The sequence below is a fragment of the Methylicorpusculum sp. genome, from assembly GCF_030651835.1.
GTDB lineage: Bacteria > Pseudomonadota > Gammaproteobacteria > Methylococcales > Methylomonadaceae > Methylicorpusculum.
Genome location: NZ_JAUSBX010000008.1, coordinates 1 through 23,761 on the forward strand (window position 1 = coordinate 1; position 23,761 = coordinate 23,761).

The 23,761-nt window shown below is 45.6% G+C and carries 22 protein-coding genes; 17 read left to right on the forward strand and 5 right to left on the reverse strand.

Annotation, left to right across the window (positions count from 1 at the left end):
* The 16 genes from Q7V32_RS00865 to Q7V32_RS00940 form a co-directional block, all read left to right on the forward strand.
* On the forward strand, positions 1-188 hold a 188-nt coding region (locus Q7V32_RS00865), incomplete at its 5' end, for a hypothetical protein (protein WP_304895103.1).
* Positions 189-317: 129 nt separating this feature from the next.
* Complete coding sequence (locus tag Q7V32_RS00870) at positions 318-1,004, forward strand: response regulator transcription factor (RefSeq protein WP_304895104.1); 687 nt, start codon at positions 318-320, stop codon at positions 1,002-1,004.
* Entirely contained in the window at positions 988-2,250 is a 1,263-nt protein-coding gene (locus tag Q7V32_RS00875) for a HAMP domain-containing sensor histidine kinase (RefSeq protein WP_304895105.1), read from the forward strand. The genes Q7V32_RS00870 and Q7V32_RS00875 overlap by 17 nt, the downstream gene beginning before the upstream one ends.
* 285 nt (positions 2,251-2,535) lie before the next feature.
* On the forward strand, positions 2,536-2,772 hold the full coding sequence (locus tag Q7V32_RS00880; protein WP_304895106.1) for a hypothetical protein: 237 nt from the start codon (positions 2,536-2,538) through the stop codon (positions 2,770-2,772).
* 3 nt (positions 2,773-2,775) lie between these two features.
* Positions 2,776-4,458: a SulP family inorganic anion transporter gene (locus Q7V32_RS00885; protein WP_304895107.1), complete on the forward strand. Its 1,683-nt coding sequence runs from the start codon at positions 2,776-2,778 to the stop codon at positions 4,456-4,458.
* Positions 4,459-4,553: 95 nt separating this feature from the next.
* On the forward strand, positions 4,554-7,154 hold the full coding sequence (locus Q7V32_RS00890; protein ID WP_304895108.1) for a YbcC family protein: 2,601 nt from the start codon (positions 4,554-4,556) through the stop codon (positions 7,152-7,154).
* Positions 7,151-9,019, forward strand: a complete 1,869-nt coding sequence (locus Q7V32_RS00895) for a proton-conducting transporter membrane subunit (protein WP_304895109.1) — start codon at positions 7,151-7,153, stop codon at positions 9,017-9,019. The genes Q7V32_RS00890 and Q7V32_RS00895 overlap by 4 nt, the downstream gene beginning before the upstream one ends.
* An 80-nt stretch (positions 9,020-9,099) precedes the next feature.
* Positions 9,100-9,810 carry a DUF2490 domain-containing protein gene (locus Q7V32_RS00900; protein WP_304895110.1) on the forward strand — a complete coding sequence of 237 codons (711 nt, stop codon included), beginning with the start codon at positions 9,100-9,102 and terminating at the stop codon, positions 9,808-9,810.
* Positions 9,811-9,959: 149 nt separating this feature from the next.
* On the forward strand, positions 9,960-10,325 hold the full coding sequence (locus Q7V32_RS00905) for a hypothetical protein (protein WP_304895111.1): 366 nt from the start codon (positions 9,960-9,962) through the stop codon (positions 10,323-10,325).
* Between the two features lie 13 nt (positions 10,326-10,338).
* Positions 10,339-10,650 carry a hypothetical protein gene (locus Q7V32_RS00910; protein ID WP_304895112.1) on the forward strand — a complete coding sequence of 104 codons (312 nt, stop codon included), beginning with the start codon at positions 10,339-10,341 and terminating at the stop codon, positions 10,648-10,650.
* Between the two features lie 57 nt (positions 10,651-10,707).
* A complete protein-coding gene (locus Q7V32_RS00915; RefSeq protein ID WP_304895113.1) occupies positions 10,708-11,487 on the forward strand; it encodes a zinc-dependent peptidase in 780 nt (259 codons plus the stop codon).
* Positions 11,488-11,622: 135 nt separating this feature from the next.
* Complete coding sequence (locus Q7V32_RS00920) at positions 11,623-13,554, forward strand: LTA synthase family protein (protein WP_304895114.1); 1,932 nt, start codon at positions 11,623-11,625, stop codon at positions 13,552-13,554.
* 148 nt (positions 13,555-13,702) lie between these two features.
* Entirely contained in the window at positions 13,703-13,987 is a 285-nt protein-coding gene (locus tag Q7V32_RS00925) for a hypothetical protein (RefSeq protein ID WP_304895115.1), read from the forward strand.
* Positions 13,988-14,224: 237 nt separating this feature from the next.
* Positions 14,225-14,956 (forward strand): glycosyltransferase family 2 protein, encoded by a 732-nt coding sequence (locus Q7V32_RS00930; RefSeq protein WP_304895116.1) that lies wholly within the window; start codon positions 14,225-14,227, stop codon positions 14,954-14,956.
* Positions 14,949-15,227 carry a lipid-A-disaccharide synthase N-terminal domain-containing protein gene (locus Q7V32_RS00935; protein ID WP_304895117.1) on the forward strand — a complete coding sequence of 93 codons (279 nt, stop codon included), beginning with the start codon at positions 14,949-14,951 and terminating at the stop codon, positions 15,225-15,227. Before Q7V32_RS00930 ends, Q7V32_RS00935 begins: the two co-directional genes overlap by 8 nt.
* A 298-nt stretch (positions 15,228-15,525) precedes the next feature.
* Positions 15,526-17,133 (forward strand): glycosyltransferase family 39 protein, encoded by a 1,608-nt coding sequence (locus Q7V32_RS00940; RefSeq protein WP_304895118.1) that lies wholly within the window; start codon positions 15,526-15,528, stop codon positions 17,131-17,133.
* Positions 17,134-17,220: 87 nt separating this feature from the next.
* On the opposite strand, the gene Q7V32_RS00945 is transcribed toward Q7V32_RS00940, so the two are convergent.
* From Q7V32_RS00945 to Q7V32_RS00960, 4 genes are all read right to left on the reverse strand, one after another.
* The gene (locus Q7V32_RS00945; RefSeq protein WP_304895119.1) at positions 17,221-18,558 is read right to left on the reverse strand and encodes an ATP-binding protein; all 1,338 of its coding nucleotides are present in this window, start codon (positions 18,556-18,558) and stop codon (positions 17,221-17,223) included.
* A complete protein-coding gene (locus tag Q7V32_RS00950; protein WP_304895120.1) occupies positions 18,555-19,223 on the reverse strand; it encodes a response regulator transcription factor in 669 nt (222 codons plus the stop codon). Before Q7V32_RS00950 ends, Q7V32_RS00945 begins: the two co-directional genes overlap by 4 nt.
* 547 nt (positions 19,224-19,770) lie before the next feature.
* Positions 19,771-21,732, reverse strand: a complete 1,962-nt coding sequence (locus Q7V32_RS00955) for a heavy metal translocating P-type ATPase (protein WP_304895121.1) — start codon at positions 21,730-21,732, stop codon at positions 19,771-19,773.
* Positions 21,733-21,776: 44 nt separating this feature from the next.
* The gene (locus Q7V32_RS00960; protein ID WP_304895122.1) at positions 21,777-22,343 is read right to left on the reverse strand and encodes a cytochrome b/b6 domain-containing protein; all 567 of its coding nucleotides are present in this window, start codon (positions 22,341-22,343) and stop codon (positions 21,777-21,779) included.
* Positions 22,344-22,752: 409 nt separating this feature from the next.
* Here Q7V32_RS00960 and Q7V32_RS00965 point away from each other — a divergent pair, with 409 nt between their 5' ends.
* Entirely contained in the window at positions 22,753-23,460 is a 708-nt protein-coding gene (locus Q7V32_RS00965; protein ID WP_304895123.1) for a DUF2272 domain-containing protein, read from the forward strand.
* A gap of 9 nt (positions 23,461-23,469) precedes the next feature.
* Here the strand turns inward: Q7V32_RS00965 and Q7V32_RS00970 are convergent, their stop codons facing one another.
* The gene (locus Q7V32_RS00970) at positions 23,470-23,733 is read right to left on the reverse strand and encodes a hypothetical protein (RefSeq protein ID WP_304895124.1); all 264 of its coding nucleotides are present in this window, start codon (positions 23,731-23,733) and stop codon (positions 23,470-23,472) included.
* Between the last annotated feature and the right edge of the window lie 28 nt (positions 23,734-23,761).

The window sequence follows — 23,761 nt, forward strand, 5'->3', positions numbered from 1 at the left end:
AGGTATGGGATGTGTCTATCGAGGACCGCCGTGAACCCCTCCATGGGGGCTTGACGGCAGCAATCCCTGCTGCCGACATCCTCGCTAGCCACACCCCATACCTTCATAAAGTTAACCATTTTTTGAGTATAAAGGGAGTAGAAGCCCAAAATGACGCTATAAATATCAAACTGGGAATTGCTGCTTAAATACTCCTTTAGTCACGGGATAAACAGCTCGGAATAGATACATTTCGATTTGATCCGTGCGCTTGGTTTAGAATTGGCGACTAATAAGACGCTGGTCTTTTCGTTTATTTAAATTAGAAACAATTCCCAATGGAAATATTACTGGTAGAAGACAACAATGATTTAGCCATTGAGTTGGCGGATTTTTTTGAAGCCCAAGGCCATTCTATCGATGCTGCAACCGACGGCATCACGGCGCTCCATTTAGCTATCGTCAATCATTATGATGTCATCGTGTTGGACTTGAATTTACCTGGACTCGATGGATTGACGGTCTGTCAACGGTTGCGCCAAGAAGAAAAGTGGACACCTATATTGATGTTAACCGCCCGAGATACGCTGACAGACCGCATTAAAGGCTTTGAATACGGCGCGGATGATTATCTGGTCAAGCCTTTTTCTCTTAAAGAACTCAACTTAAGACTGGATGCATTGGTCAGACGAAGTTCAGGCATCAAGCGTTCAACAACGTTAAATGTTGCCGGGCTTGAATTGCAAATTAATACTCGTCAGGTGATGCGCAATGGGATAAAGATCGAACTCACGGTAATTGAATTCCAGATATTAGAATTATTGATGAGAAAATCGCCCCACGTTGTCAGTCGGGATGAACTGTCGCGGGCTATATGGAATGACTCTCCCACCGATGCAGATACCTTGAAAGTGCATATTCATCATCTCCGCAATGCCATTGATAAACCCTTTGAGCAACCTTTGCTGCATACTATCAGGGGCATAGGCTATCAGTTGGCGGAAAACCATGCGCTATCAGCATAAACTGCGGTTTAGAATTTTTTTATCCTACCCGATACTGGGTCTTTTGATCAGTCTGATTGTCATCGTGTTTTTTTGGTTTTCGTTTGAGCAGTTGGAGCAGCAACTGAGTCAGGACTTTCTCACTGAAGAGCTTGAACACTTTATCGAACTGACTCAAAAAAATCCTGCGGTGACCCAACAAATAGCCAGAAACTGGGCTGCATACAAAATCGATCCAAACCAACCCTCAGACACACTACCCTCTTTGAAAGGTTATGTACCCGGCATCTTTGAAATAACCTTAAACAACAAACACTACGATGTCGTGGTGATGGAAAAGCAAGGCTATCGCTTTTACATTTTGCATGATGAGTCTGGTTTTCGGGTATTGGAAAAGAAGCTAATGATCTATGTGCTGTCAGGCACCCTGATGATTATTTGCGCGGCCACCTGGTATGGCATTTGGCTGTCAAAAAAGGTGATGCTCCCTATCATCACTTTGGCAAATCAGGTTAAAAACCTGGATCGAGAAAACGTAAATACCTCTCTGGGCTCTCATTATGCCAATGATGAGGTTGGATTTTTAGCCCAGGAATTTGATGTCTATCTCAACCATATTCACTTATTGATCGCTCGCGAACGGGAATTTACTGCCAATGCCAGTCATGAACTCAGGACGCCACTGGCCGTCATTATGGCCGTCACCGAGAGTTTATTGATGCAGCAAGACTTGCCGGAAAAAATAAGGCCCAAGTTACAGCGTATTGAACGTTCAGCCAATGAAATGAAAAACCGTTTGGAGCTGCTTTTAACTCTGGCTAGAAATCCCGAAAATGAAACAGAATTGAAAAGCCGAACAGAATTAGTGCCGCTGATTGATCATTTGCTTGAAGATCATGCAAATTTATTGAAAAAATCAGTGCAATTGGAAAAACTTATCCATGGACAGCCGATTGTTTCAGCGCCCTACACCATCATTTCCATGCTACTGTCTAATCTGATAAAAAATGCGTTTAGCTACACTGATCAGGGCAGCATTCTAATTCAGGCGGATAACACCTCTTTCAGTATCACTGATACAGGCCGAGGAATACCCGACAGCCAACTTGTCCATATTTTCGAAAGAGGCGTTAAAAGTGATTCAAGTCAGGGACTAGGACTGGGGCTGTCGATTGTGCAACGCATTACCGAACACTATAACTGGCGGCTTGACATTAAAAGTTCCGTAGATAAGGGTACAACCATAATAATTTATTTTAAAAATTAACCAAAAGTTAACCATTCGCGAACCATTTATTAACCTTCCTTTCATTAAACTGCCTCCTAATCATCAATAACTGGAGGTTAAAAATGTCGTTTGATCACTATAAAGCACAAATCCTGCGATAGAGATTGTCACCATTGCCATTGAAATTCGACATTGCTGAACCCTCCCCTTTTCTAGTATTTCCAGTCATTTTAGTCGTGCGGCATTTTGAATGTTTGCCCCAACTATTTCTTAATTCATTACAAATATCTTTCAGGACCATGGCGCTAATTGTTGGGTTGCGAAATGCATGCATCCCAACCTACGCTAAATAATTACAAATTGTTACCTGATTATAAAGATCAATCAGCTCAGTCAAAAAACGTCATCTCGGCAGGGATTGCCGAGATCCAGATGCCATGGACGGCGAGCGCCGAACACCTCCTTGTGCTCTGGATTCCGGCAATCCCTGCCGGAAAGACGTTGTTGCTGAGGTATCTTTATAATCAGGAATTGTTAATGATTACTTTAAAAAAGGTTTAACGCATGTCTTCAAATCCATTACCTACGCTTCCTAAAACCGGGTTACTTGGATTAAAAACCCACTGGCGCGCTGATTTGCCGGCCGGGTTCCTGGTCTTCCTGATTGCCTTACCCCTGTGTTTGGGGATATCCATGGCTTCAGGATTTCCGCCTTCAGCGGGTATTATTTCCGCGATTGTCGGCGGCATTCTGGTTTCGCGTATCGGCGGTTCTCACTTAACGATCAATGGGCCAGCCGCCGGTCTTATCGTGGTTGTACTTGATGCTGTGCAGACATTGGGCCAAGGCGATTATATGGCAGGTTACCGGTTCACTTTAGCCGCTATTGTCGTAGCCAGTCTGTTCCAGATTGTGCTGGGATTAATGAAAGCGGGCCGGTTACGATCGTTTTTTCCGGCATCGGTTGTCCATGGCATGCTGGCAGCGATCGGCATCATTATCATGACCAAACAAATACATGTCATGATGGGCGTTACACCGAAATCCGGCAGTTTATTTTCTTCAATGGCGCAATTGCCGTCCAGCCTCATAAATCCCAACTATGAAATTGCGATTATCGGTCTGACAGGTCTAGCAATATTAGTGCTTTGGTCTGTTGTCAAGCATCCTGTTGCAAAGCGAATTCCGGCACCTATTCTGGTGGTTCTCGCGGGAATGGCGCTGGGCCGGTATTTCGATTTAAACCATGAACATATTTATCTTTTTTTACCGGATGCCGATTTTTTACCCCATCACGAAGATACGGTAGGTCCCAAATTTTTAGTGACTATTTCAGAAAATTTTCTGAGCAGTTTTTATTTTCCGGATTTTTCAAAAATTGGCTCCATAGATTTTTGGAGAGCGGCCATTACCATAGCTTTAGTTGGCAGTTTGGAGAGCCTGCTGAGTGCGGCCGCGGTCGACAAACTGGATCCTTTTAAGCGCACATCTAATCCTGACCGGGATTTGACCGCGATGGGTATGGGCAATCTGATTGCCGGCAGTATCGGCGGCTTGCCGATGATTGCCGAGATTGTGCGGAGTTCCGCCAATATCAATGACGGCGCGAAGACGGCCTGGGCGAATTTTTTCCATGGCTGTTTCATGCTGCTGTTCGTGGTGCTGTTTCCGCGCCTGATCCACAGCATACCTCTAGCGGCACTCGCTTCGTTGTTGGTGTATACCGGATTTCGTCTGGCTTCACCAACCGCATTTGCCAAAGTCATGGGCATAGGCAAAGAGCAATTGTTAATCTTTGTCGCCACCATTATCGGCGTCCTGGCAACCGATCTGCTGATTGGAGTTTTCATCGGCATTCTGGCCGAATTTGCCATTCACCTGGTCCGAGGGGTCAGATTTAACAATTTGTTCAAGATCCATTTGGTCATGGAACTGCGTGATACCGGTGAGCATTTGATAGGTCTTACCGGCGCAGCAATTTTTTCCAACTACATGCCGCTTAAAAGTGAATTGGAATCCGTTGAAAAAGGTAAAACCATCATCCTTCAACTCAACAATGCCTACATGCTTGATCACACGGTGATGGAGTATTTGCATGATTTTAAAAACAGCTATGAAACTCACGGTGGACACTGCAGGTTTATTGGCATGGAGTATCACGATGCTTATTCCGCCCATCCATTGGCCGTTCGCAAGATGAAACGCAACAATATGTCTCGCCGGAAAAGCGACCATCTGGGCGTTTAATCAAGGCTTGAAGAGCAGCTTATCAAGACCCTGAAGGGTGCGCATTCTGCCAGCACTTTATCTAGCAACATTTCAAGAGGTAAAAAGATAATCTTATGGCTTATCTAGAACATAGGCAGACGTCTTTAAACAAGGCTGGCAATTACGCAAAAGATAAGGGATTTTGTCTTGATGAAGTAATTAATCGCATTGCACACTGGTTACCAACTCAGGGGCCTTTGAAGGACTTTATTCACCATAATACCTTGCATGCGGTGCAGCATTATCCTTTTCACGAAGGTATCGCTGTGGCTGCTAAAATATTTGGCGCACGCAGTTATCTGGCGTTGGAGGATTACCAAGAATTATACAGGCAAGGACGAATAGGCAATAACGCGCTGGATTGGGCTATTGCAAAGTTCGGTTCGGATCAAAACCCTGCACAGCTTCGGTTGGATTTACGCGAAGCCGACGACAGATGTCATTATCCACCGCTTTCATTAGCGAATCATGGCTTGCGCAGTACTTGGCTGACAGAGCTTGAGATCGACCTCAATGCTATGGTTCATCCCATCCTGTTTCGGTTGTTGGCAAACTTTCTGGATCAGGGGATTAGCCGTTGGAGTTTACCCAAGGACGGTGAATCGTTTTGGAATTGCGTCGCCCGCCTGGCTCAAAACAGTTTGGTGCCGCTTTATCCCTTCAATGAACCGGCTGCGCGCCAGTCGCTCAATAACACACCGGATCAGGTTATCTTAAGCTGCCTTGATAAAATTGTCGGACAGGAACGCTACTACGAACAATATTTGCTGGAAATTTTACTGGCACATCCCGGCTGGTCAGGCATGGTGCGCATGATCGAACTCAATCCTGAGACCTTATTGGCCAAGCGTGATATTTCTTTGCAACAGTTGCTTGCGGCTGAGCTGGTGTGTGAACTGGCCTGTTTAAACCAGAAAAAAGCACGGCATTGGCAGAATCTCTCGTCTGTGTTGTCGTTTGATAAAATACCTTTGTTGGCTGACATCGTTGCCGATCCGGATGTGCCGTTACGCTTAAAAATCTGGCATGAAGCCATGGAGTGGGCGCTTCATGCCGAACTGCTAAAAGCGCTTCAAACCAAGCCGGAAGCATCCGTAACACAAGAAAAAACCCAGCCTGCTGTCCAAGCCTTATTTTGTATCGATGATAGGGAGTGCTCGCTAAGACGCTACCTCGAGGAAATCAGTCCGGCAGTGGAAACATTTGGCGCGGCGGGATTCTTTGGCATCGATTTTCTCTATCAGGGCATAGACGATGCCTATCCTGTTGCACAATGCCCGGTTGCGATCACACCCAAACATTTGATTAAGGAATCAAGCCTCCATCAACAGCCGAAAAACAAGTCCAAATCAGCACCCATGCCGGACCTGCATTTTACACCGCATTCTCTGCTGCGCGGCTGGCTATACACCCAAACGTTAGGTTTAGGTTATGCCGTACGTATGGCATGGAGTGTATTCAATCCCGGCTCGCGATTACCCAATATCAGAAGTTTGAGTGAATTGGACAGCCATTCTCACTTACATCTTCTGCGCGAATCCGACCAAACCGATGAACAAGGCCATTTGTTGGGATTCACCTTTTCGGAAATGGCGGATCGGGTTGGCGGTTTACTGCGTAATATAGGCTTGACTCAGCATTATTCACCACTGGTCATGGTGGTAGCGCATGGTTCCAGCAGTGTCAATAACCCACACTTTGCCGCCTATGATTGCGGGGCCTGTGCAGGAAAACCCGGTGCACCGAATGCCCGCGCCTTTGCCTGGATGGCTAATCACCCCTCTGTCAGAAGCATTCTCTCTGAGCGCGGCCTATCAATTCCTGACAGTACGCGATTTATTGCTGCGATGCACAATACCAGTCGCGATGAAATAACCTACTTCGATCTGCCCGACAAAGGAAAACCGTCTGTGCCGGGCTTGCATGCGTTTCAACAAATCATGAGCAAGGCTTTACAGCGTAATGCCCGGGAGCGTTGCCGCTGGTTTGAATTAGGCCCCAAGACGCCTGACAATCAAATTGCACATGAGCATGTGATAGCCAGAGCTTCATCCATTTTTGAACCCCGCCCGGAACTCAATCATTCCAACAATCTTTACTGCATCGTTGGCCGTAGATCGCTCACTCGCGATTTATTCCTGGATAGACGCGCATTTCTGCATTCCTACGATCCTGACACCGATGCGCACGGCGACATCCTGGTCAAGATAATGTCGGCAATTATTCCGGTGTGCGGCGGCATCAATCTGGAATATTTGTTTTCACGCATCGATAACTCTGTTTATGGCGCCGGCACCAAGCTTCCTCATAATGTCATCGGCCTGTTGGGTGTGGCAAATGGTGTCGAGGGTGATTTGCGCACCGGCTTACCGTCGCAAATGATAGAAGTGCATGAGCCTGCGCGTTTACTGATCGTTGTTGAGCAATCCTGTGAGGTCATCGATCAGACCCTGGCTAATTTGGGGGAACTCAAGGAATGGCTGGATAACGAGTGGGTGCGTCTGGTTGCATGTCATCCGGTCAATCGGACACTTTTCCGCTATTCCGCTGAAGGCTGGGAAGCCATTGACCTGGAGTCGCAAAAAGACGTTCCGGAAGCTGTCCATTCCGAGCCTATCATTGCCGGCAAAACCGCAACCATTCCTGTCCATCGCTTGATCAGGAGACACGCATGAATGCCTTGATTTTAGTCAGCTTGTTTATTCCGTTGCTGGTGTTTTTATTGATTTTTCTTTCCGAGCATAATGAAAAAAGAATAGCCGCCATCAGCTTTTGGGGCAGCCATGCACTGGGTGTCAGCGTAGCCGCCCTGCTGGGCTTATGGGCCATCAAGGGATTTCCTCATTGGGAGTATGAATGGTTTACCCTCTACGCCGCCGATGATTATCGATTTACTATTCTGTTTTATCTGGACACGGTCGGCGCCGTTTATCTTTTTTGTGCTTGGGCAGTATTTGCCATCATTGTTAAATACTGCCGTGTCTATTTACACAGAGAGCCCGGATATCAGCGCTTTTTCATGACCATTTTCAGTTTTATATTCGGTTTGAATCTGATCATATTGGCCGGCTCCATCGACCTATTGTTTGCCGGCTGGGAAATTGCCGGTATCGCCTCATTTTTATTGATTGCATTCTACAGGCACCGCGTTCAACCGATACGTAATGCGCTACGTGCTTATACGATTTACCGGTTTTGTGATATCGGACTGCTTTTAGGCACCTGGATGAGCCACTTGTTGTTTCATGAAAGCCAACATTTCAGTCAGCTCAAAGCACTCTTTGATAACCCTGCCTTTCCACCGGCCGGTTATGCGGCGTTGTTGTTATTATCGTGTTTGATTTTAATCGCAGCCTCGGGCAAGTCGGCCCAGTTTCCATTTTGTTTTTGGTTGCCCAGGGCCATGGAAGGACCGACGCCGTCCAGTGCCATCTTTTACGGCGCCTTGTCCGTGCATTTGGGCGTGTTTCTATTGCTGAGAACAACACCCATCTGGACATATCACTTGCTGACCCGCTTTATCGTTTTCGGCATCGGCTTGTTAACCGTCATTGTCGCCAGTCTGAGTGAAAAGACCCAGTCGAATATCAAAGGTCAAATTGCTTATGCATCGATCACTCAAGTGGGATTTATGTTTATGGAATTGTCTTTGGGCCTGGAAATGCTGGTGTTAGTGCATTTTATGGGCAATGCCTTTCTGCGTTGCTATCAACTGCTGGTTTCACCCTCGATTGTCGCTCATCTGCTCAGGGTGGAAGGATCAGTCGATACGCAGTTTTATATTAATAGTTACGAGCGCTTTCACTTTTTGCCTGCTTCGATACGGAATACCGTTCCCGATGTGCTGCAAAACACCTTGTACGTGTTTTCTCTGCAGGAAGGCAATCTGGAAATGCTGGTACGCGGCATATTGTGGACTCCGTTGAAAAAACTGGGCGCCGTCATTAATAGGTTGGACCTGTCCAGAAAAGTAATTTATAGCGCGGGCCTATGCTTGCCGTTTGTGCTCGCCGTGACTTTTGGCATCGCCGGAAACGGCTTTCTCGCGGCGCCATTGGCGATATTTATGGTACTGGCCTCGGTCAGTGCATTCAGTCAGAAACACAGCCCCTTCAAAGTCTGGAATTCGATTGGTTTAAGCGCGGTTTTTGCAGGCACGGCGATATTTTTTCTAAACCCGAATGCCTGGGCGGATGTTGTGATCTTTGCCAGCGGCATAGTGCCGGCCTGGGTACTAGGGCTTTGGCTGATCAACAAGCTGCTGGGTAGCGATCGCTTTGATGCCGCTCCTTTTGCATACAGGGCTTACGCTGAAACCCGGCCTACCCTGTCACTGTGGTTATTCGTGAGCTTTTTGGGATTGGTAGGATTTCCCATAACACCGGCATTTTTGGGCGAAGACTTATTGTTAGCCCACGCAAGCAGTCATGATCTTTGGTTTGCTTTACCTATTGCCATCGCGTTTGTGATTAACGGTATTGCCGCCGCACGGGTCTATCAAAGATTATGCATGGGCAGGCCGGTAGAATTAGTTACCTGAAAGATTCGGCTTCCTGCTTACATCGGTTTATCCCATGTCGGTAAAACTGAATTCATGATCCCGAAAGAACTGAAAAAATAATGACAGTAAAGCAACAAATACTTAGGGTGAGTTTGTATCTTAGCTTGACCGGCACCTTATTCAGCGCAAATGTTGAATCTGCCTCAGATTTTCAAATATGGGTGCCTGTCAACATGAATGCAAAACTGACCGATCAATTGCGCGGATTTTTGGAATTGCAGCCACGCATTGGCAACGATGCATCAAATCTCACCACAGCTATGGTGCGACCCGCTTTAGGCTGGGCGATCAACGAACAGGCAACTGTCTGGGGCGGTTATTTAATGGAGGCTGACAGCATTAAGCCTGATTCCGATACCTATATTTTCGAAAATCGGGCATGGCAAGGCTTTTCATGGAAAGATACCGCCAATAACAAGCAATTTATCTGGGAAGTTCGAAATCGCTTGGAGGAGCGCTTTCTAGCCCAAAATGCAGACCCCAGTATTCGCTGGCGGACGCGAATTCGAGTTGAGCAGCTGATTTCTGGCTGGACGCCTTTGTCCATCATTGCCTCTGAAGAATTATTTGTGAATCTGAACGACAATTCCAATAACCCTCAACTACAAGCCGGAGTTCAGCAAAATCGGGCCTATTTGGGAGTCGGTTATCGTTTTGCACCTGAAGTCCAGTTCGAAACGGGATACTTGTATCAGCACGTATGGAAAAATCCACCTTCCGAAGATCTGAACAATAATATCTGGATGACCAGTATCAACTTGAATTTTTAAGCCGATGCGTTTATTAATTTTGAATGATGGGAGATAAGCCATTAAAACCAAAGCATGTTGAATCGATTGCTGATTCCTATTTATCCAGTATTTTTAGTCAATCCGAAAAGACGGAAATCCACTTTTCTAATTTTGTTCGGGGCTCTGCAATGAACTATTCGCGCAATCACAATTTGATAAGTAAAGTTTTAGTTGTCGGCATTTTCATAGCCGCACTGCTTTATTTACTCCACCCCGACATAGGACAACTAAGTGTGATCATCAACGGGAAACTGGTTGCAGATCCTGTATCACGATTTGCTGCGGTTCCAACTATGTTGCTGGCTTTAGCCATAAGCCTTTTTCTTGGTGTATTGTTGTTTTTCGGTGTAGGGCTATTTATATTTTTTGGTGCGCTATGTTTTGCAGTTTTCGGCATGGTTATCTTGGCACCTTATTTCTGGCCGGTTTTTCTCATTATTTTTCTGGTGATTGCTCTGGAGTCTATCAACAGCGCTAATCATCGTAAGACGTAACAAAGGAGAATTAATGAAAAAAATTAACCCTACTCCTTTTGATCTCTCTCATCACATTTTGCCGAATTCCGCAACGATGGTGGGTTTTTGCATCACGGTTATCAGTATCGTTAAAAGCATGGAGCCGGGGTTTACGAACTATCTGATCGATAAAGCTTTGGCTATCGACAGCTTATTATTCATGATCAGTGCATTACTCTCATTCTCATCAATTCGGCTAGAGCAGTCCACTAAACGTCTGGAGCGTTGGGCGGAAAAAATTTTCTTATTGGGGTTGGTCTCAATGACATTGATTACAGTGATCTTCTCGTTTGAAATCGTTTAACCTGGATTTTATCTACTCACTTTCACCTGTATCGATGACATCAGAATTTGATCGACCATGAATATTTTTAATCATGCACGAACACGCTATATACTGCACCATCATGCCATCGCTTATAATCAGTGGGCGGGAGTTACTGAAAAGCTATCCGTTTTACAGGGGATGACTGCGGTTGAGAAAGCGCACTTGCGCAAACTGACGACGTTGTTTATGCATGAAAAAAAATTCTTCGGCGCTCAGGATTTCCAACTCACCGACGCCATGTGTTTAATCATCGCCGTGCAAGCCTGTCTTCCGGCGCTTGAGCTTGGGATTCGCTGTTTGTCAGGTTGGACCGAGATCATCGTCTACCCGGCTGCGTTCCGGATTAGCCGGGACGTAAAGGATGCGGCAGGTGTTGTCCATCATCAGGAACAAGCGCTAATTGGAGAATCATGGTCGAGGGGACCGCTTATCGTGTCATGGAATGATGTTGAACGTGACATGCAGGAGAAACAATCCGGCCGCAATGTCGTGATCCATGAAATCGCCCACAAGCTGGATATGCTGAATGGACCCGCCGACGGCTTCCCGCCGTTGCCTCATGGCATGGCTGTTCCCGAATGGACAACAGCGCTCAGCGAGACTTATGCAAGCCTGGTTCGACAAGTCGAAGCTCAACATCTCACCAGTATTAACCCCTATGCTGCAACCAGTCCCGCCGAGTTTTTTGCGGTGATCAGCGAATATTTTTTCTGCGCCCCCCACACTTTGCATAATCGCTTTGCAGATGTTTATCAACAACTTCAACTTTATTACCGGCAAAATCCGTTGGCGCGCAGCCTTCCTATTTACTGAAAACTCCCTGCCATCCCTCTTACATGTAGTGACGTTTTATCTTGAAAATTAACCAAAAATTAACCATTCGCGAACCATTCGTTAACCTTGCATTGTTTAGACTGCCTCCGAATCAACAGCAACTGGAGGTTGTAAATGACTTTAGGACATTTCAAAGCGCGAACCCGACAATCGAGATTCCGGCTATTGCGCTTGGCAATAACCATTTCTCTCCCTCTTTTTTTTATATTCAGGGTCATTTTAGTTGTCCGACACTATCCGGAGTTAGATGACTCTTTTATTACTTTGGCCAAAGCTTTTGTGGTCGGTCTCTTTTACGATCTGTCATTTTTAAGCTACTTCCTCATTCCTTTCGTTATATATTTATGGTTAATACCCGAGTTTATCTACCGCAGTATTTTCAATAAAACACTGGTGCACGTAGTATTTTTAGTCTGTCTGAATCTGTTATATCTCTCAATGGTCAGCGAATGGTTGTTTTGGGACGAGTTTCATACGCGTTTTAATTTCATTGCTCTGGATTACCTCGTTTACACCCATGAGGTATTCAGAAACATCATCGAATCCTATCCGTTGGCGTTGCTTTTAAGCGGTATAGCGGCAGTCTCTTTGCTGACCTACTGGCTTTTTAAATCACAACTCAGCGAATCGTTAGAGGATGAAGATAATTTCTTCATCCGCAGCCAATATGCTTTGATTTTTTTACTTTTTCCGGCTTTGAGTTATGCCTCAATTGACCAATCTTTACAGGAAATTTCAGATAACCGCTTTGTTACTGAAATCGCCGCCAATGGGCTTTATCAGTTTGCTGCCGCATTCAGGAATAATGAAATTGATTACCTGCAATTTTATGCTCAGGGTAAAGACCCTGATTTATCTTCGGATATCAAACGACTGGTCTCCAATTCTGCCTCCCCTGTTCTGGGTACCGATCTTTATCAAATTAACCGTTCCGTTAAGGCCCAACAACCTGAGCGCCCTCTAAATGTGATTTTACTGACGGTTGAAAGCTTAAGCGCCAATTTCTTTAACCGGTTTGGCAATCGCGAAAACATAACGCCGTACCTGGATGAACTGGCCAAGCAAAGCCTGCTGTTTACCCGATTTTATGCGACCGGCACCCGCACGACCAGAGGCCTGGAAGCCTTGACTTTGTCAGTACCCCCAACACCGGGCCAATCAATTGTCAAAAGACCGGATAACGAAAAGCTTTTTAATTTGGGCCGTGTGTTTCAACTAAAAGGTTATGACACTGTATTTTTGTATGGCGGTTTAGGTTATTTCGACAACATGAACGCATTTTTTTCCGGTAATGGCTATCGCATCATCGATGAAACCGACTTTAGCAAAGAAGACATTCACTTTAAAAATGCCTGGGGAGTCTCGGACGGAGATTTGCTTGATCGAACGCTGAAGGAAGCTGACGCTGACTATTCTCAACATAAGCCGTTTTTGTTTCAAATAATGACGACAAGCAATCACCGGCCTTACACGTTCCCGGAAGGGAAAATTGATAAGGCTTCAGGCAGCGGGCGATCAGGTGCAGTGAAATATACCGATTACGCTATCGGTCAATTTATTGAACAAGCCAAAACAAAACCCTGGTTTCAAAATACTGTGTTTGTCATCGTGGCCGACCATTGCGCAGGCAGTGCCAGAAAAGCAGCATTGCCGGTTGAAAACTATCACGTTCCCTTATTAATTTACGCACCAAACCTGATTCAAGCAGCAGAAATAGATACGTTATCAAGCCAAATTGATGTTGCACCTACATTATTGGGTTTATTAAATTTTAATTATGACAGTCAGTTTTACGGCAAAGATATTTTGCACATGGCAAAATCAGAAGGCAGAGCGTTGATTTCCAACTATCAAAAATTGGGGCTCTTTAAAGAAGACAAATTAGTTTATTTGGCGCCACAACAACATGTCGTCAGCGTGGATCATTCGCAAAGAAAGCCAAGCCCGCTCAGTATTGAAGCAAGCCTTGGAATGATTGAAGAAACCATGGCTTATTACCAGTCAGCTAATTATCGCTGGACCCATCGCATGAGTCGCTATGACTAGAAGTAGAATTTACAGGCATTAACCAAAAAACTTCAACGCTCAAGATTACATTTCTGAATTTTTAATGAAAACTATGCTTATAGAAAAGTTTAATCTTCCTTTTAAAGATTATGCATAACCGATCTTACATCGCTACTCAAGAAGAATTATGAATATATCAAATGATTTAGGCGTTATTACAGTCCTTCTGGAACGTTTTGAAAAACAACGACTACCTAGGGTCCTTGGAATCAAAGCTAAAGTTGACGATCTTCAATGTCTTGAAGAAATAGATATTAAATTTTTGAAGGGTTTGATAATTGATGCCCAAAATAATATGCCAGTTTTTCAACGGCACCCTGAATTCAAGGAGTTAATAGGAAAAATAACTTTCCTTTACCATGAGATTACCGAAAAAGCCTTGAACAACCAGATGATCAAAGCAGGTCGTTAATGATCAGTACACTCTATTATACTTCGCGTGGCCCCGGGGGATTGAGATGGGTACCAGCTACTATCGTGAAAAATATTCAGTTTGGTTTAAGATCGGCCCCCTAAGATGGAACATCTATAGCCTAAAGCTGAATGCCGGTTAATTTGAATTCACATAGGCATCAAAACAGAACGTATGAATAATAAAAGATGAACTCAAACAATGATAAAACCAGTTTTCTTTAAGATATAGGTCAGTATGAAGCTATCAGTTGTGATACCTGTCTTTAATGAAGCCGAAAATGTATTGCCCTTGCTACAGGAAATTCAAAGCGCTTTAGCGTCAGCAACGGCTTATGAAATAATCTTTGTTGACGATGGCAGCGATGATGCGACACCGGCCATTCTTCAAGATGCCCTGTCAAAAATTCCGGCTTTAAGAGTGATCAGGCATGCGCATAGCTGTGGTCAGAGCCGGGCGTTGCATAACGGCATTAGCGCTGCCAAATACCCCTGGATTGCAACCTTGGACGGTGACGGCCAGAATGATCCTGCCGACATTATGCATTTGTGTGCGGTTTTTACTCAGCTGTCTCAAATAGACCCGCAGGTATGGATGATTGCCGGATGGCGCAAGCACCGTCATGACTCTGCATGGCGGAAGATTTCATCAAAAGTGGCCAATTTTGTCCGAGGAAATTTGTTGGGTGATAATACCCCGGATACCGGATGCGGTTTGAAACTGGTTCTACGCGATCAATTTTTAATGTTGCCTTATTTTGATCATATGCATCGTTTTTTGCCGGCACTGATTTTAAGAGCCGGGGGACGGGTTCACTCCGAGCCGGTCAATCACAGGCCCAGAATTAACGGTCATTCCAAGTACGGCACATTGGACAGATTAGCCGCTGGAATCATTGATCTGATGGGCGTGTTATGGTTAAAAAAACGCAGTCGCCAGGTATTGGCAATGGAGGTTAGAAGTGAATAATGAATCTTATTGGTTAGTCATTGGTTTTTTGGGACAAGGTCTGTTTTCCGCGCGGTTTGTGGTGCAGTGGATTAAAAGTGAACGGGAGAAAAAAAGTGTATTTCCTGTCGCCTTCTGGTATTTCAGTATTGGTGGCGGACTCACGCTGCTCGCTTACGCCATTCATAAACAAGATCCGGTTTTTATTATCGGCCAAGCCAGCGGCTTGTTTATTTATTTGCGTAATTTATATTTTGTCGTTTACGAAAAGAATGCCGCACTGCAGACATGAATGTTATCGGATCATGGACCACTGACGCCTTCGACAGGCTCAGCCATGTAGCCTGGATGAAGTGAAACGGAATCCGGAGCTATTTCCCGTATTTCGCTTACACTCCATACGGGCTACGCGAATTGCTTCACTGAGTAACAGATGAATTTATTAAACGACAAACCGCCTTTTTGCTGTTCATAAAGAGGCCTCTTTGGGGGAATAACATAAACACCCCCTGCTTTGCCGCGGGTGATTTAACTTTCCAATTTCTGATTTTCCACTATCCCCCCCTAGCCTTCTTCTTTGAGGTTGTCTCGTGCACTTAAAACTCCCTAACCCGATTTGGCTGGTGGTCCTGTGGGCCGCCTTGGTATCGGTGTCATTGATCAACCGGCCTTTATTTCCTATCGATGAAACTCGTTACCTGGCGGTAGCGTGGGAAATGTGGAGTCGAAATGATTTTTTGGTGCCCTATTTGAACGGACAACCCTACAGCCATAAGCCGCCTTTTCTGTTTTGGTTAATGCAGTTGAGCTGGGCAGTTTTTGGCGTCAATGAATGGACACCGCGCTTGATCTCTCCCGCGTTTGCGCTGGCTTCGGTTTTTCTGACAGTGCCTTTCGCACGACTGCTTTGGCCGCAACGTCCTGCCATTGCCGATTCCGTCCCGTTTATATTGCTGGGTTTTTGGCTGTGGATTGTTTTCAGCACATTAACGATGTTCGATATGCTGTTAGCCTTCTTTGTTTTGCTGGGCCTTTATAGCTTGGTTAAAGCTAGCCTGACTCATAGTTTCCAATATTGGCTGCTGTTGGGATTGGCTGTAGGAGGAGGAATTCTAACGAAAGGACCGGTGATTCTGATCCACTTATTACCGGTCTCGCTTCTGGCACCCTGGTGGGCCCAAAAAACCGAAGTCAACTTTAACTGGCGGTACTGGTATTTTGGGGTTTTAGCGGGTTTATTGACCGGGGCTTTAATCGCCTTATCTTGGGCAATACCGGCCGGGTTTGCGGGTGGCGAGGCTTATCAAAAAGCTATTTTTCTAGGGCAAACAACCGGACGATTAGTCAATTCATTTGCACATGCCGCACCTTGGTGGTGGTATCTGGCATTTTTGCCGCTTTTTTTATTGCCTTGGCTGTTATGGCGGCCATTCTGGGCGGGATTGATCTCACTGAAACTAGACGAAAAAGGCGTGCGATTTTGTATCGCCTGGTTTTTGCCGGTATTCATTACTTTTTCATTTGTCAGCGGCAAACAGTTTCATTATTTGTTACCGGAAATACCGGCATTGGCCTTACTCATTGCCCGTTCAGCGGATGGCGTGTTGCTAATAAAAGGCCGGCAATTCCATCATTTATTAACCGGCATGGCCGTCTTGGCGGGTTTGATTGCTGTAGGTTTGTCCAACATCAGTGATGTGCTGTCATGGCCGGAAGCAGCTAAATCGCTGTTGATCAGTTGGGGTGGTTTTTTACTGATAAGCGCGTTGATCTTAAGGTTCATTGTTGTCCACTCAATCAAGCATTCAGCGCTTTTGATTTGCCTGACATCCATAGTCTTGTTAGCCGTTTCGTCATCCGCTTACTTTTCGCTTGAGCATCAGCGGTATGATCTTGAGCAACCGTCCAAAGCCATTGCCAGTTTGCTTGCAGAAGGTAAGCCCGTGGTTCACTATAAAAAATATCATGGGGAATACAATTTTTATGGGCGCTTAACTCACGGTTTGCCGGTAGTATCAGACGCGCTGAAATGGTCTATGCAGCATCCGGATGGTTATATCATTATCGCTCACAAACGAAAAAAGCACGTTGACAGTAAAGGCATCGTTTATCAGCATGCTTTTAAAAATAAAACGAAATCAATTATTTCAGCCGACTTTTTACTCAAGAATACTGAGTTACAAGGCTTATTAAAATAACTCCTCGCCCGCTTGGAATGGAGGTTGTAGGTGATTGATTAAAAAGGCTTCTGCAACAAGAATATTGCAGGGAGCTACAGGCCGGATTTATATCGAAGCGGACCTTAAATGCAAAACGGCTTGAACGCAAAAGCCGCCCAACTCTGCAGAACGGCTAAACGTTAATGCGCCGTCATATTGATCAGTGATTGCCTGCGCAATTGATAATCCCAAGCCCTGTCCATCAATGCGCTCATCCAGGCGGATTCCGCGTTGCGATAATGCCGGCAAGGCGGAATCCGGGGCACCGTTACCATCATCCTCGACAACAATAAGAAGTTGATTATCGGCATGAAAGCGAATGACTACTTGACGTTTACACCATTTACACGCGTTATCCATCAGATTACCGGTCAATTCCAGCATATCTTCCCGGTCTATCATTAAGCTTTTGACACCATTGAATTCGGCGTGAATCAACAGCTGTTTATCGTGGTGAATCCGTTTCATAGCATGGATCAAGTCGGTTATTTCCTGCTCCACATCAAAGCTGGTGTATACCGAGCCAGGTCCTGCCAAACGCACGCGTTTCAATACACGATCAATGATGCGATGCATATTGGAGGTCTGTGTGATCAATTGAGCTTGAACATCTGTATGATGCGTTATTTCATCTTCATGGGCCAGTTGCTGCAAAACCGTTAAAGGGGTTTTCAACGCATGCGCCAAATCACCCAATGAATTACGCTTTCTTTGCAAGCGTTGATCCATGATTCTGAGCAAATCATTAACCTCGTTGACCAGGCCGACAACCTCTTTAGGCACATCCGTTTCGAGTTGATAAAGCTCACCTTCCTCCAATGCCTGTAATTGATGCTGAATTTTTTTTAACGGCTTGAATCCGGCCCTAAGAATGATGATTTGGATTGCGATCAAAGCCATCAATAACGCCAAGGCCAGCTTTGTATAACCTTGTTGAACAGCGTCAATCATGCCAAGCGCTTTTGAAAAATCCTCGGCAACCGCAACGGTAACGCGTACCCCTTTCAGTGAAAAAGCCTGCGCCAGAATCAATAAGGGCTGTCCATCGGGCCCTGGGTTAAAAAAACGTAAGGTCTGCCCGGAAGACAAAAGTGGAACTTCAAATCCTTGACCTGCAAGAGAGTCTGATTTGATGCTGCCTGCTGAGGTAGTCACCAGATAATAATTGCCAGATAATGGCCGTTTATAGACCGGCTCAACAATAGTGGTATCAACTGCAATCTGCTGATCGGCAGTCAGTGAAACGGCTTGCATGATACTCTCGCCGTCATGGGCCAGATGCCCGGCCAAATAGTCTTCGGCCAACTGCTGTAATGTCGATCCGGTCATCGACCACAAAACTATAAAGGAAACGATCAGGCTCAACAACAAGCCTATAGTGAGCTGTAACTGCAAAGATTTCATGTATCAGTATCCTTAAAAATATACCCTTGCCCTCTGCGTGTCTCAAAACGCTCCTTGCCGAGTAAACGCCGCAAATGATTGACATACACTTCAATCACATTACTGTTTTTATCCGAATCCAGATCGTAGACCAGGTCAGTCAATGCCGATTTGCTTAACACCCGTCCAGGATTAAGCAAAAAACAACGCAACAAGCGAAACTCTGTACCGGTTAATTCATGCGTTAAACCCGTTTCTGTAGTCACTTGCTGGCGCGTTTCATCCAGCGTCAATCCTCCCGCCTTTAACAGGCCTGAAGGCTGACGATTCACTCTGTGAATCAGGGCATTGACACGAGCAATCAATTCTTCGATGTGAAAAGGTTTACCCAGATAATCATCGGCACCGGCTTTAAACCCATCCACTTTTTCATACCAGGCATCGCGTGCAGTCAGCACAAGCACGGGTATTGCATTGGAACAGGCCCGCCAGTTGGCCAAAACCTCCAGACCGTTGCGCAAAGGCAGACCCAAATCGAGAATGGCGACGCTGTAAATTCCCTCATTACCCAAAAACTCGCCTTCAACGCCGTCATAGGCAACATCAACAGCAAATCCGGCTTTTTCCAAAGCCTTTTTTACCGATTTAACCAAATTCTTATCGTCTTCTACCAGTAGTAATCGCATGATAGCTAATCCTGATCGTCATGAAAGTTCTCATGCCATTTTTCAGCCTGAGAAAAAGTAAATATTTTTCATAGTGAATACCAACAATGATCACTTGAGTCTACAAAAATACAGGCTCTGCTTCATCTGCCTTTCGATCGCTATTCATCAGTGATGACGTTAAAGGTTCAGAACGCGTGCTGCACCACTTTAAGCACTGTTTACGTGAGTAGTTGAAAAGCAACTATTCACCTCTCCCTATGGAAAAGGGGGGGATTTATTTTAACGATCTCTCCTAACCTCTCTTTTTCAAAGAGGGAGACTGAATATACCCATCATAGATCGAAATTCGGCACCGGGGTGCCCGTCAAAGGACGCCGTAAATACATCCATGCTGGCATAGCCTTTGTCGAACAACCCGTTGCCTCCTTAGGCACTGCCGAAATTTGAAGTGCGAAAGGTATAGTTACGTTGAAAGGACATCAACACCGTTATTCCGGCTTGGCATCCGGGCTACGGGAATCCGTGCCGGGGCGACCCTGACTTTTAACGCAAATAGTGCCCTGTCTTACCTGCGATAATCCGATAACGTTCCGGGCGGCACAGCGGCTCTTAGTGCATTCAACACGGCAAACACATCGATAATTTCCTGCGTTATTGCCCCGGCTACAGGCGATAAATAACCCATTCCAGCGAACCCCATGCCGATGATGCTTAAGGCCATGCCACCGACTGCACTTTGCAGTGCAATGGTGCGCATCCGTTTACCGATATGAAAAAGCTCATCCACTTTTAACAGCGAACTGTCCAAAATGACGGCATCTGCGGACTCGGCGGTAATATCACTATTTTGTCCAAACGCGATGCCAATGGTGGCGGCCGTTAATGCCGGAGCATCATTGATACCGTCCCCCATAAATATGGTTTTGGCCAATTCAGTCTCTTTGCGGACCAACTGCAATTTTTGCTCAGGCGTTTGTCCGAAAAACACATGCTCAATCCCTACCAGCTCAGCCAGGTATCTGACTTCTGATTCACGGTCACCGGAAACCAGCATGACCTTATCAAACAAATGACTGGGTTTTAAATGGTTGATGAAAGACGAACTATCGCTTCGAACCTCGTCGCGAAACCGCAAGGTAGCGGCATAGCGTTCGTCAATCAATACGATACACTCCATCCCGTCAGTGATAGGAGGCAAACCGGCCGCTTGCATGGGTATGCTGGTCGTCAAGTTTTTTCGGCTGGTGATTTGAATCTGCTTATCAAGCACATAGCCTTTGAGACCTTTGCCTGGCAGTTCTTGAATATTGGCAACTTCGGATAACCGTATATCCGCTTTTTCAGCCGCCATGACGATGGCACTGGACAAGGGATGTTTAGAGTAACGCTCAAGGCTTGCCGCATATCGGAGGATGTCGTCCTTGGCAAATTCGGGAATAGGCAGCAATTCAGTCAAAACCGGACGCCCATAAGTCAGCGTGCCGGTTTTATCAAAAATGGCTGTCCGGCAACTGCCTATTGTTTCAAGAATCGCCGGATTTTTTATCACAATGTCGCGTTTTGCCGCCAACGAGATGGAACTGATAATGGCGACCGGGATGCCGATCAACAGAGGACACGGCGTTGCAATAACCAACACCGCCAAAAACCTGACTGCGTCTCCACTGAAGCTCCAGGCAATCAATGCGATAGCCACGGCGATGGGGGTATAGATGGCACCCAACTGGTCCCCTAACCTTCTGAGTGTGGGCCGTTGTTGTTCGGATTCACGCATGACATTCATGATTTTTGCATAGCGGGAATCGACCGCCAGCTTGTCGGCCTGAATGGTCAATCCGGCATCACCGTTGATAGCCCCGGAAAGCACTGAAGATCCAACAACTTTTGACATCCTATAAGGCTCGCCCGTTAAGTAGGATTCGTCCATGATTCCCGAACCTCTAATCACCGTACCATCAACAGGACAGATTTCATGAGGCAGAATAACCAAGGTATCGCCAATCTTGACGTCCTCAATCGCAATATCGACGATACCCTCCGTCGATGTCCTGTGAGCCACTGAAGGCATTCGGTTGGCCAGTGCATCCAGCACTGATGACGCCTTTTTTACCGCATACGCTTCAAGCACCGAGCCACCTGAAAGCATTAATACGACTAAAGCGCCTGCCAGATATTCATCCAGCAACACGGATGTAATGATAGCGATTCCGGCTAATAAATCAGCACCCCAGTCACCTTGAAAAAGCTTGGCTGTCAATTTGACTATCAAAGGCAGACCGCCTACCAGAAGGACTGCAATCAATGGCAACTCCATCAAGGTCGCGTGGAGCTGCAGTTGGTTTGCAAACAACCTGAAGGCCGAGTGATCCAGCCAAATTTGCACCCCTACTGTATAGTGATCATGGACACCGCTGGGGTTAAAGCCATAGTTCAATAGCAAATAACCGCTTATGCCGCCAAGACTGAATGCAGCAATCAATGCTTCAAACGAAAGGAGTTGTGTGTGAGTACTTTTAATAGCGGCCATAGTAAGATGTTTCAGTTACCCGGATAAATTAAGCGCAGGTTGGGTTATTGTTCAGACTTGGTTTTGATTAACTTATAGCCTGTCAACATGGACTTCACCAAACTTTCGCCATGCAAACGACTTTCGACTATAACACCGGCAACATGCAGAACCACTAAAAACAGGGTGAAATTAGCAAAAAATTCATGAGCTTCCTCCCAAAAGTCACCGTGACTGATTCCAAATCGGGCCAGAGGCCCTGCATGTTCCTCTGCGGCATAAACGGCTAAACCGGAAATACATATCATCAAAAGACTGATGAATAACAGCAAAATCATGGCCGAACCGGCAGGATTATGCCCGATATAACGTTTAGCCTTGGAGGTGGCCAAGTCCTTCAAATAAGCGAGTGATTTAGCGGGTGAACAAATAAAATTTGAAAACCTGGCAAACCGGCTACCGGTAAAACCCCAAATAAGACGGAATACCATCAAACCAATCACAACATAACCGGCATAAACATGCGGTGTTAAAAATTCCTCTTCAGTAAAGTAGGCAATAAAAAAACTTAATACCAAAATCCAGTGAAATAACCGAACCGGTAAATCCCAAACCTTTATTTTGTCTTTCATAGTGAAGCCCTCTTGAATAAAACAAAAACGAATCATATGAAGACAGCCTGAAATCAAACTGAAAATGCACAGATGTTCTAACTTAGCCCAAGTTAGACACAAATATTAAAGTTTTTGCCACGATAATCAGCTTTCTTCCTGAATACTGAGAGACATCCAATTAGTCTATTGATTAGTGGACAAGGATCAGAGAAGATGCACTGAAAAAAAATGCTCCACTTCATAGGACTATTTCAATATGATTCACAACGCTGCCTCAAGCGAGTACAAGACCGATTAAACGTTGTAAATTCTGCCTTTCAGTAAAAATACCCATGGAGTTTATCTAGCCTAAAGTATGAAACGGAGCAACAATTTTCTGACTCGCCTGTTTTTTTCCAACGCCTTATTGTCAAGTGCATTCATGCTTATGAGTTGTACTCCACAGGTATCTGAGCAGTTATATTCCCTATCTCCTCGCGATGCCAAAATCGCACCGGAAATGGCTGTTCCGAGTGTCCGCGAACGCATGATTTATCTGGCTATTCAAGAATGGAACTTATTCGGCAATCCGGTCGCCGACTATCAAAGCGATCCGCCAAAATTGATTTTTCCGGATAAAAATACGCCGGTAGATGAGGCCCATCCTGCCTTGTTTTCCCGGGTATTTATGTACTGGCAAAGCGTATCATCACTGCCACTGTTCGGTTATGAAGGCGAACTTAGGCCTTGGTCGGCTGCTTTTATTGTCTGGCTGGCTAGGAGTGCGGGGGTTTCCGAAAGTGAATTACCTTCATCGGTACTTCATTGGGATTATATTGAACACATCCTTAAACAGGGTTCGTTCGGACGGTTTATCGCTCACGATGCGCGTTTTCATGCCCCGAAACCGGGTGATTTGATTTGCGCGCCGCGCGGCAAAAGTTTTATTGATAAAGTGGATTCATTTGTCCACTTGGTTCGAGGCCCCTATCACTGCGATTTAGCCGTGAACCGGCACGAGCGCAGTCTCACAGTGATAGGCGGCAATGTTCTGGATGCGGTGAGCATGACTGAAGTAGAACTGGATGCCGATGGTCATGTGGTGCCCAATGCCAATAGACCCTGGCGCATCATCATTGAACAAAGAGCGCCATAATTTCAAAGGTTAAAAATGTTTATATTTAACCCAGACGGCACAACTGATACCAACAATCACGAAGGCATAGTTGGCAAAAAAAGACATGATCTGCCCCGGGGAGTGTGAAACTGCATCACGCAGGTGCGGCGTCACAAAAATAGTCCATAGCAGCGCAGGAACCAGATAAAAACCAAAACCCAAAGCAGCATGTAAAATGGCATTTTTACCCTTTTTGAGCGCGTTTTTATAATACCAATACGAGATAAGCAAAGCCGATATTGTCCCAATCACCAGACACCCCCCAGTAGAAATAGTAACG

Coding starts and splice junctions, on each gene's coding strand:
- Q7V32_RS00870 (WP_304895104.1), top strand. CDS start 318: ATGGAAATATTACTGGTAGAAGACAACAATGATTTAGCCATTGAGTTG.
- Q7V32_RS00875 (WP_304895105.1), top strand. CDS start 988: ATGCGCTATCAGCATAAACTGCGGTTTAGAATTTTTTTATCCTACCCG.
- Q7V32_RS00880 (WP_304895106.1), top strand. CDS start 2,536: ATGCATGCATCCCAACCTACGCTAAATAATTACAAATTGTTACCTGAT.
- Q7V32_RS00885 (WP_304895107.1), top strand. CDS start 2,776: ATGTCTTCAAATCCATTACCTACGCTTCCTAAAACCGGGTTACTTGGA.
- Q7V32_RS00890 (WP_304895108.1), top strand. CDS start 4,554: ATGGCTTATCTAGAACATAGGCAGACGTCTTTAAACAAGGCTGGCAAT.
- Q7V32_RS00895 (WP_304895109.1), top strand. CDS start 7,151: ATGAATGCCTTGATTTTAGTCAGCTTGTTTATTCCGTTGCTGGTGTTT.
- Q7V32_RS00900 (WP_304895110.1), top strand. CDS start 9,100: ATGACAGTAAAGCAACAAATACTTAGGGTGAGTTTGTATCTTAGCTTG.
- Q7V32_RS00905 (WP_304895111.1), top strand. CDS start 9,960: ATGAACTATTCGCGCAATCACAATTTGATAAGTAAAGTTTTAGTTGTC.
- Q7V32_RS00910 (WP_304895112.1), top strand. CDS start 10,339: ATGAAAAAAATTAACCCTACTCCTTTTGATCTCTCTCATCACATTTTG.
- Q7V32_RS00915 (WP_304895113.1), top strand. CDS start 10,708: ATGAATATTTTTAATCATGCACGAACACGCTATATACTGCACCATCAT.
- Q7V32_RS00920 (WP_304895114.1), top strand. CDS start 11,623: ATGACTTTAGGACATTTCAAAGCGCGAACCCGACAATCGAGATTCCGG.
- Q7V32_RS00925 (WP_304895115.1), top strand. CDS start 13,703: ATGAATATATCAAATGATTTAGGCGTTATTACAGTCCTTCTGGAACGT.
- Q7V32_RS00930 (WP_304895116.1), top strand. CDS start 14,225: ATGAAGCTATCAGTTGTGATACCTGTCTTTAATGAAGCCGAAAATGTA.
- Q7V32_RS00945 (WP_304895119.1), bottom strand. CDS start 18,558: ATGAAATCTTTGCAGTTACAGCTCACTATAGGCTTGTTGTTGAGCCTG.
- Q7V32_RS00950 (WP_304895120.1), bottom strand. CDS start 19,223: ATGCGATTACTACTGGTAGAAGACGATAAGAATTTGGTTAAATCGGTA.
- Q7V32_RS00955 (WP_304895121.1), bottom strand. CDS start 21,732: ATGGCCGCTATTAAAAGTACTCACACACAACTCCTTTCGTTTGAAGCA.
- Q7V32_RS00960 (WP_304895122.1), bottom strand. CDS start 22,343: ATGAAAGACAAAATAAAGGTTTGGGATTTACCGGTTCGGTTATTTCAC.
- Q7V32_RS00965 (WP_304895123.1), top strand. CDS start 22,753: ATGAGTTGTACTCCACAGGTATCTGAGCAGTTATATTCCCTATCTCCT.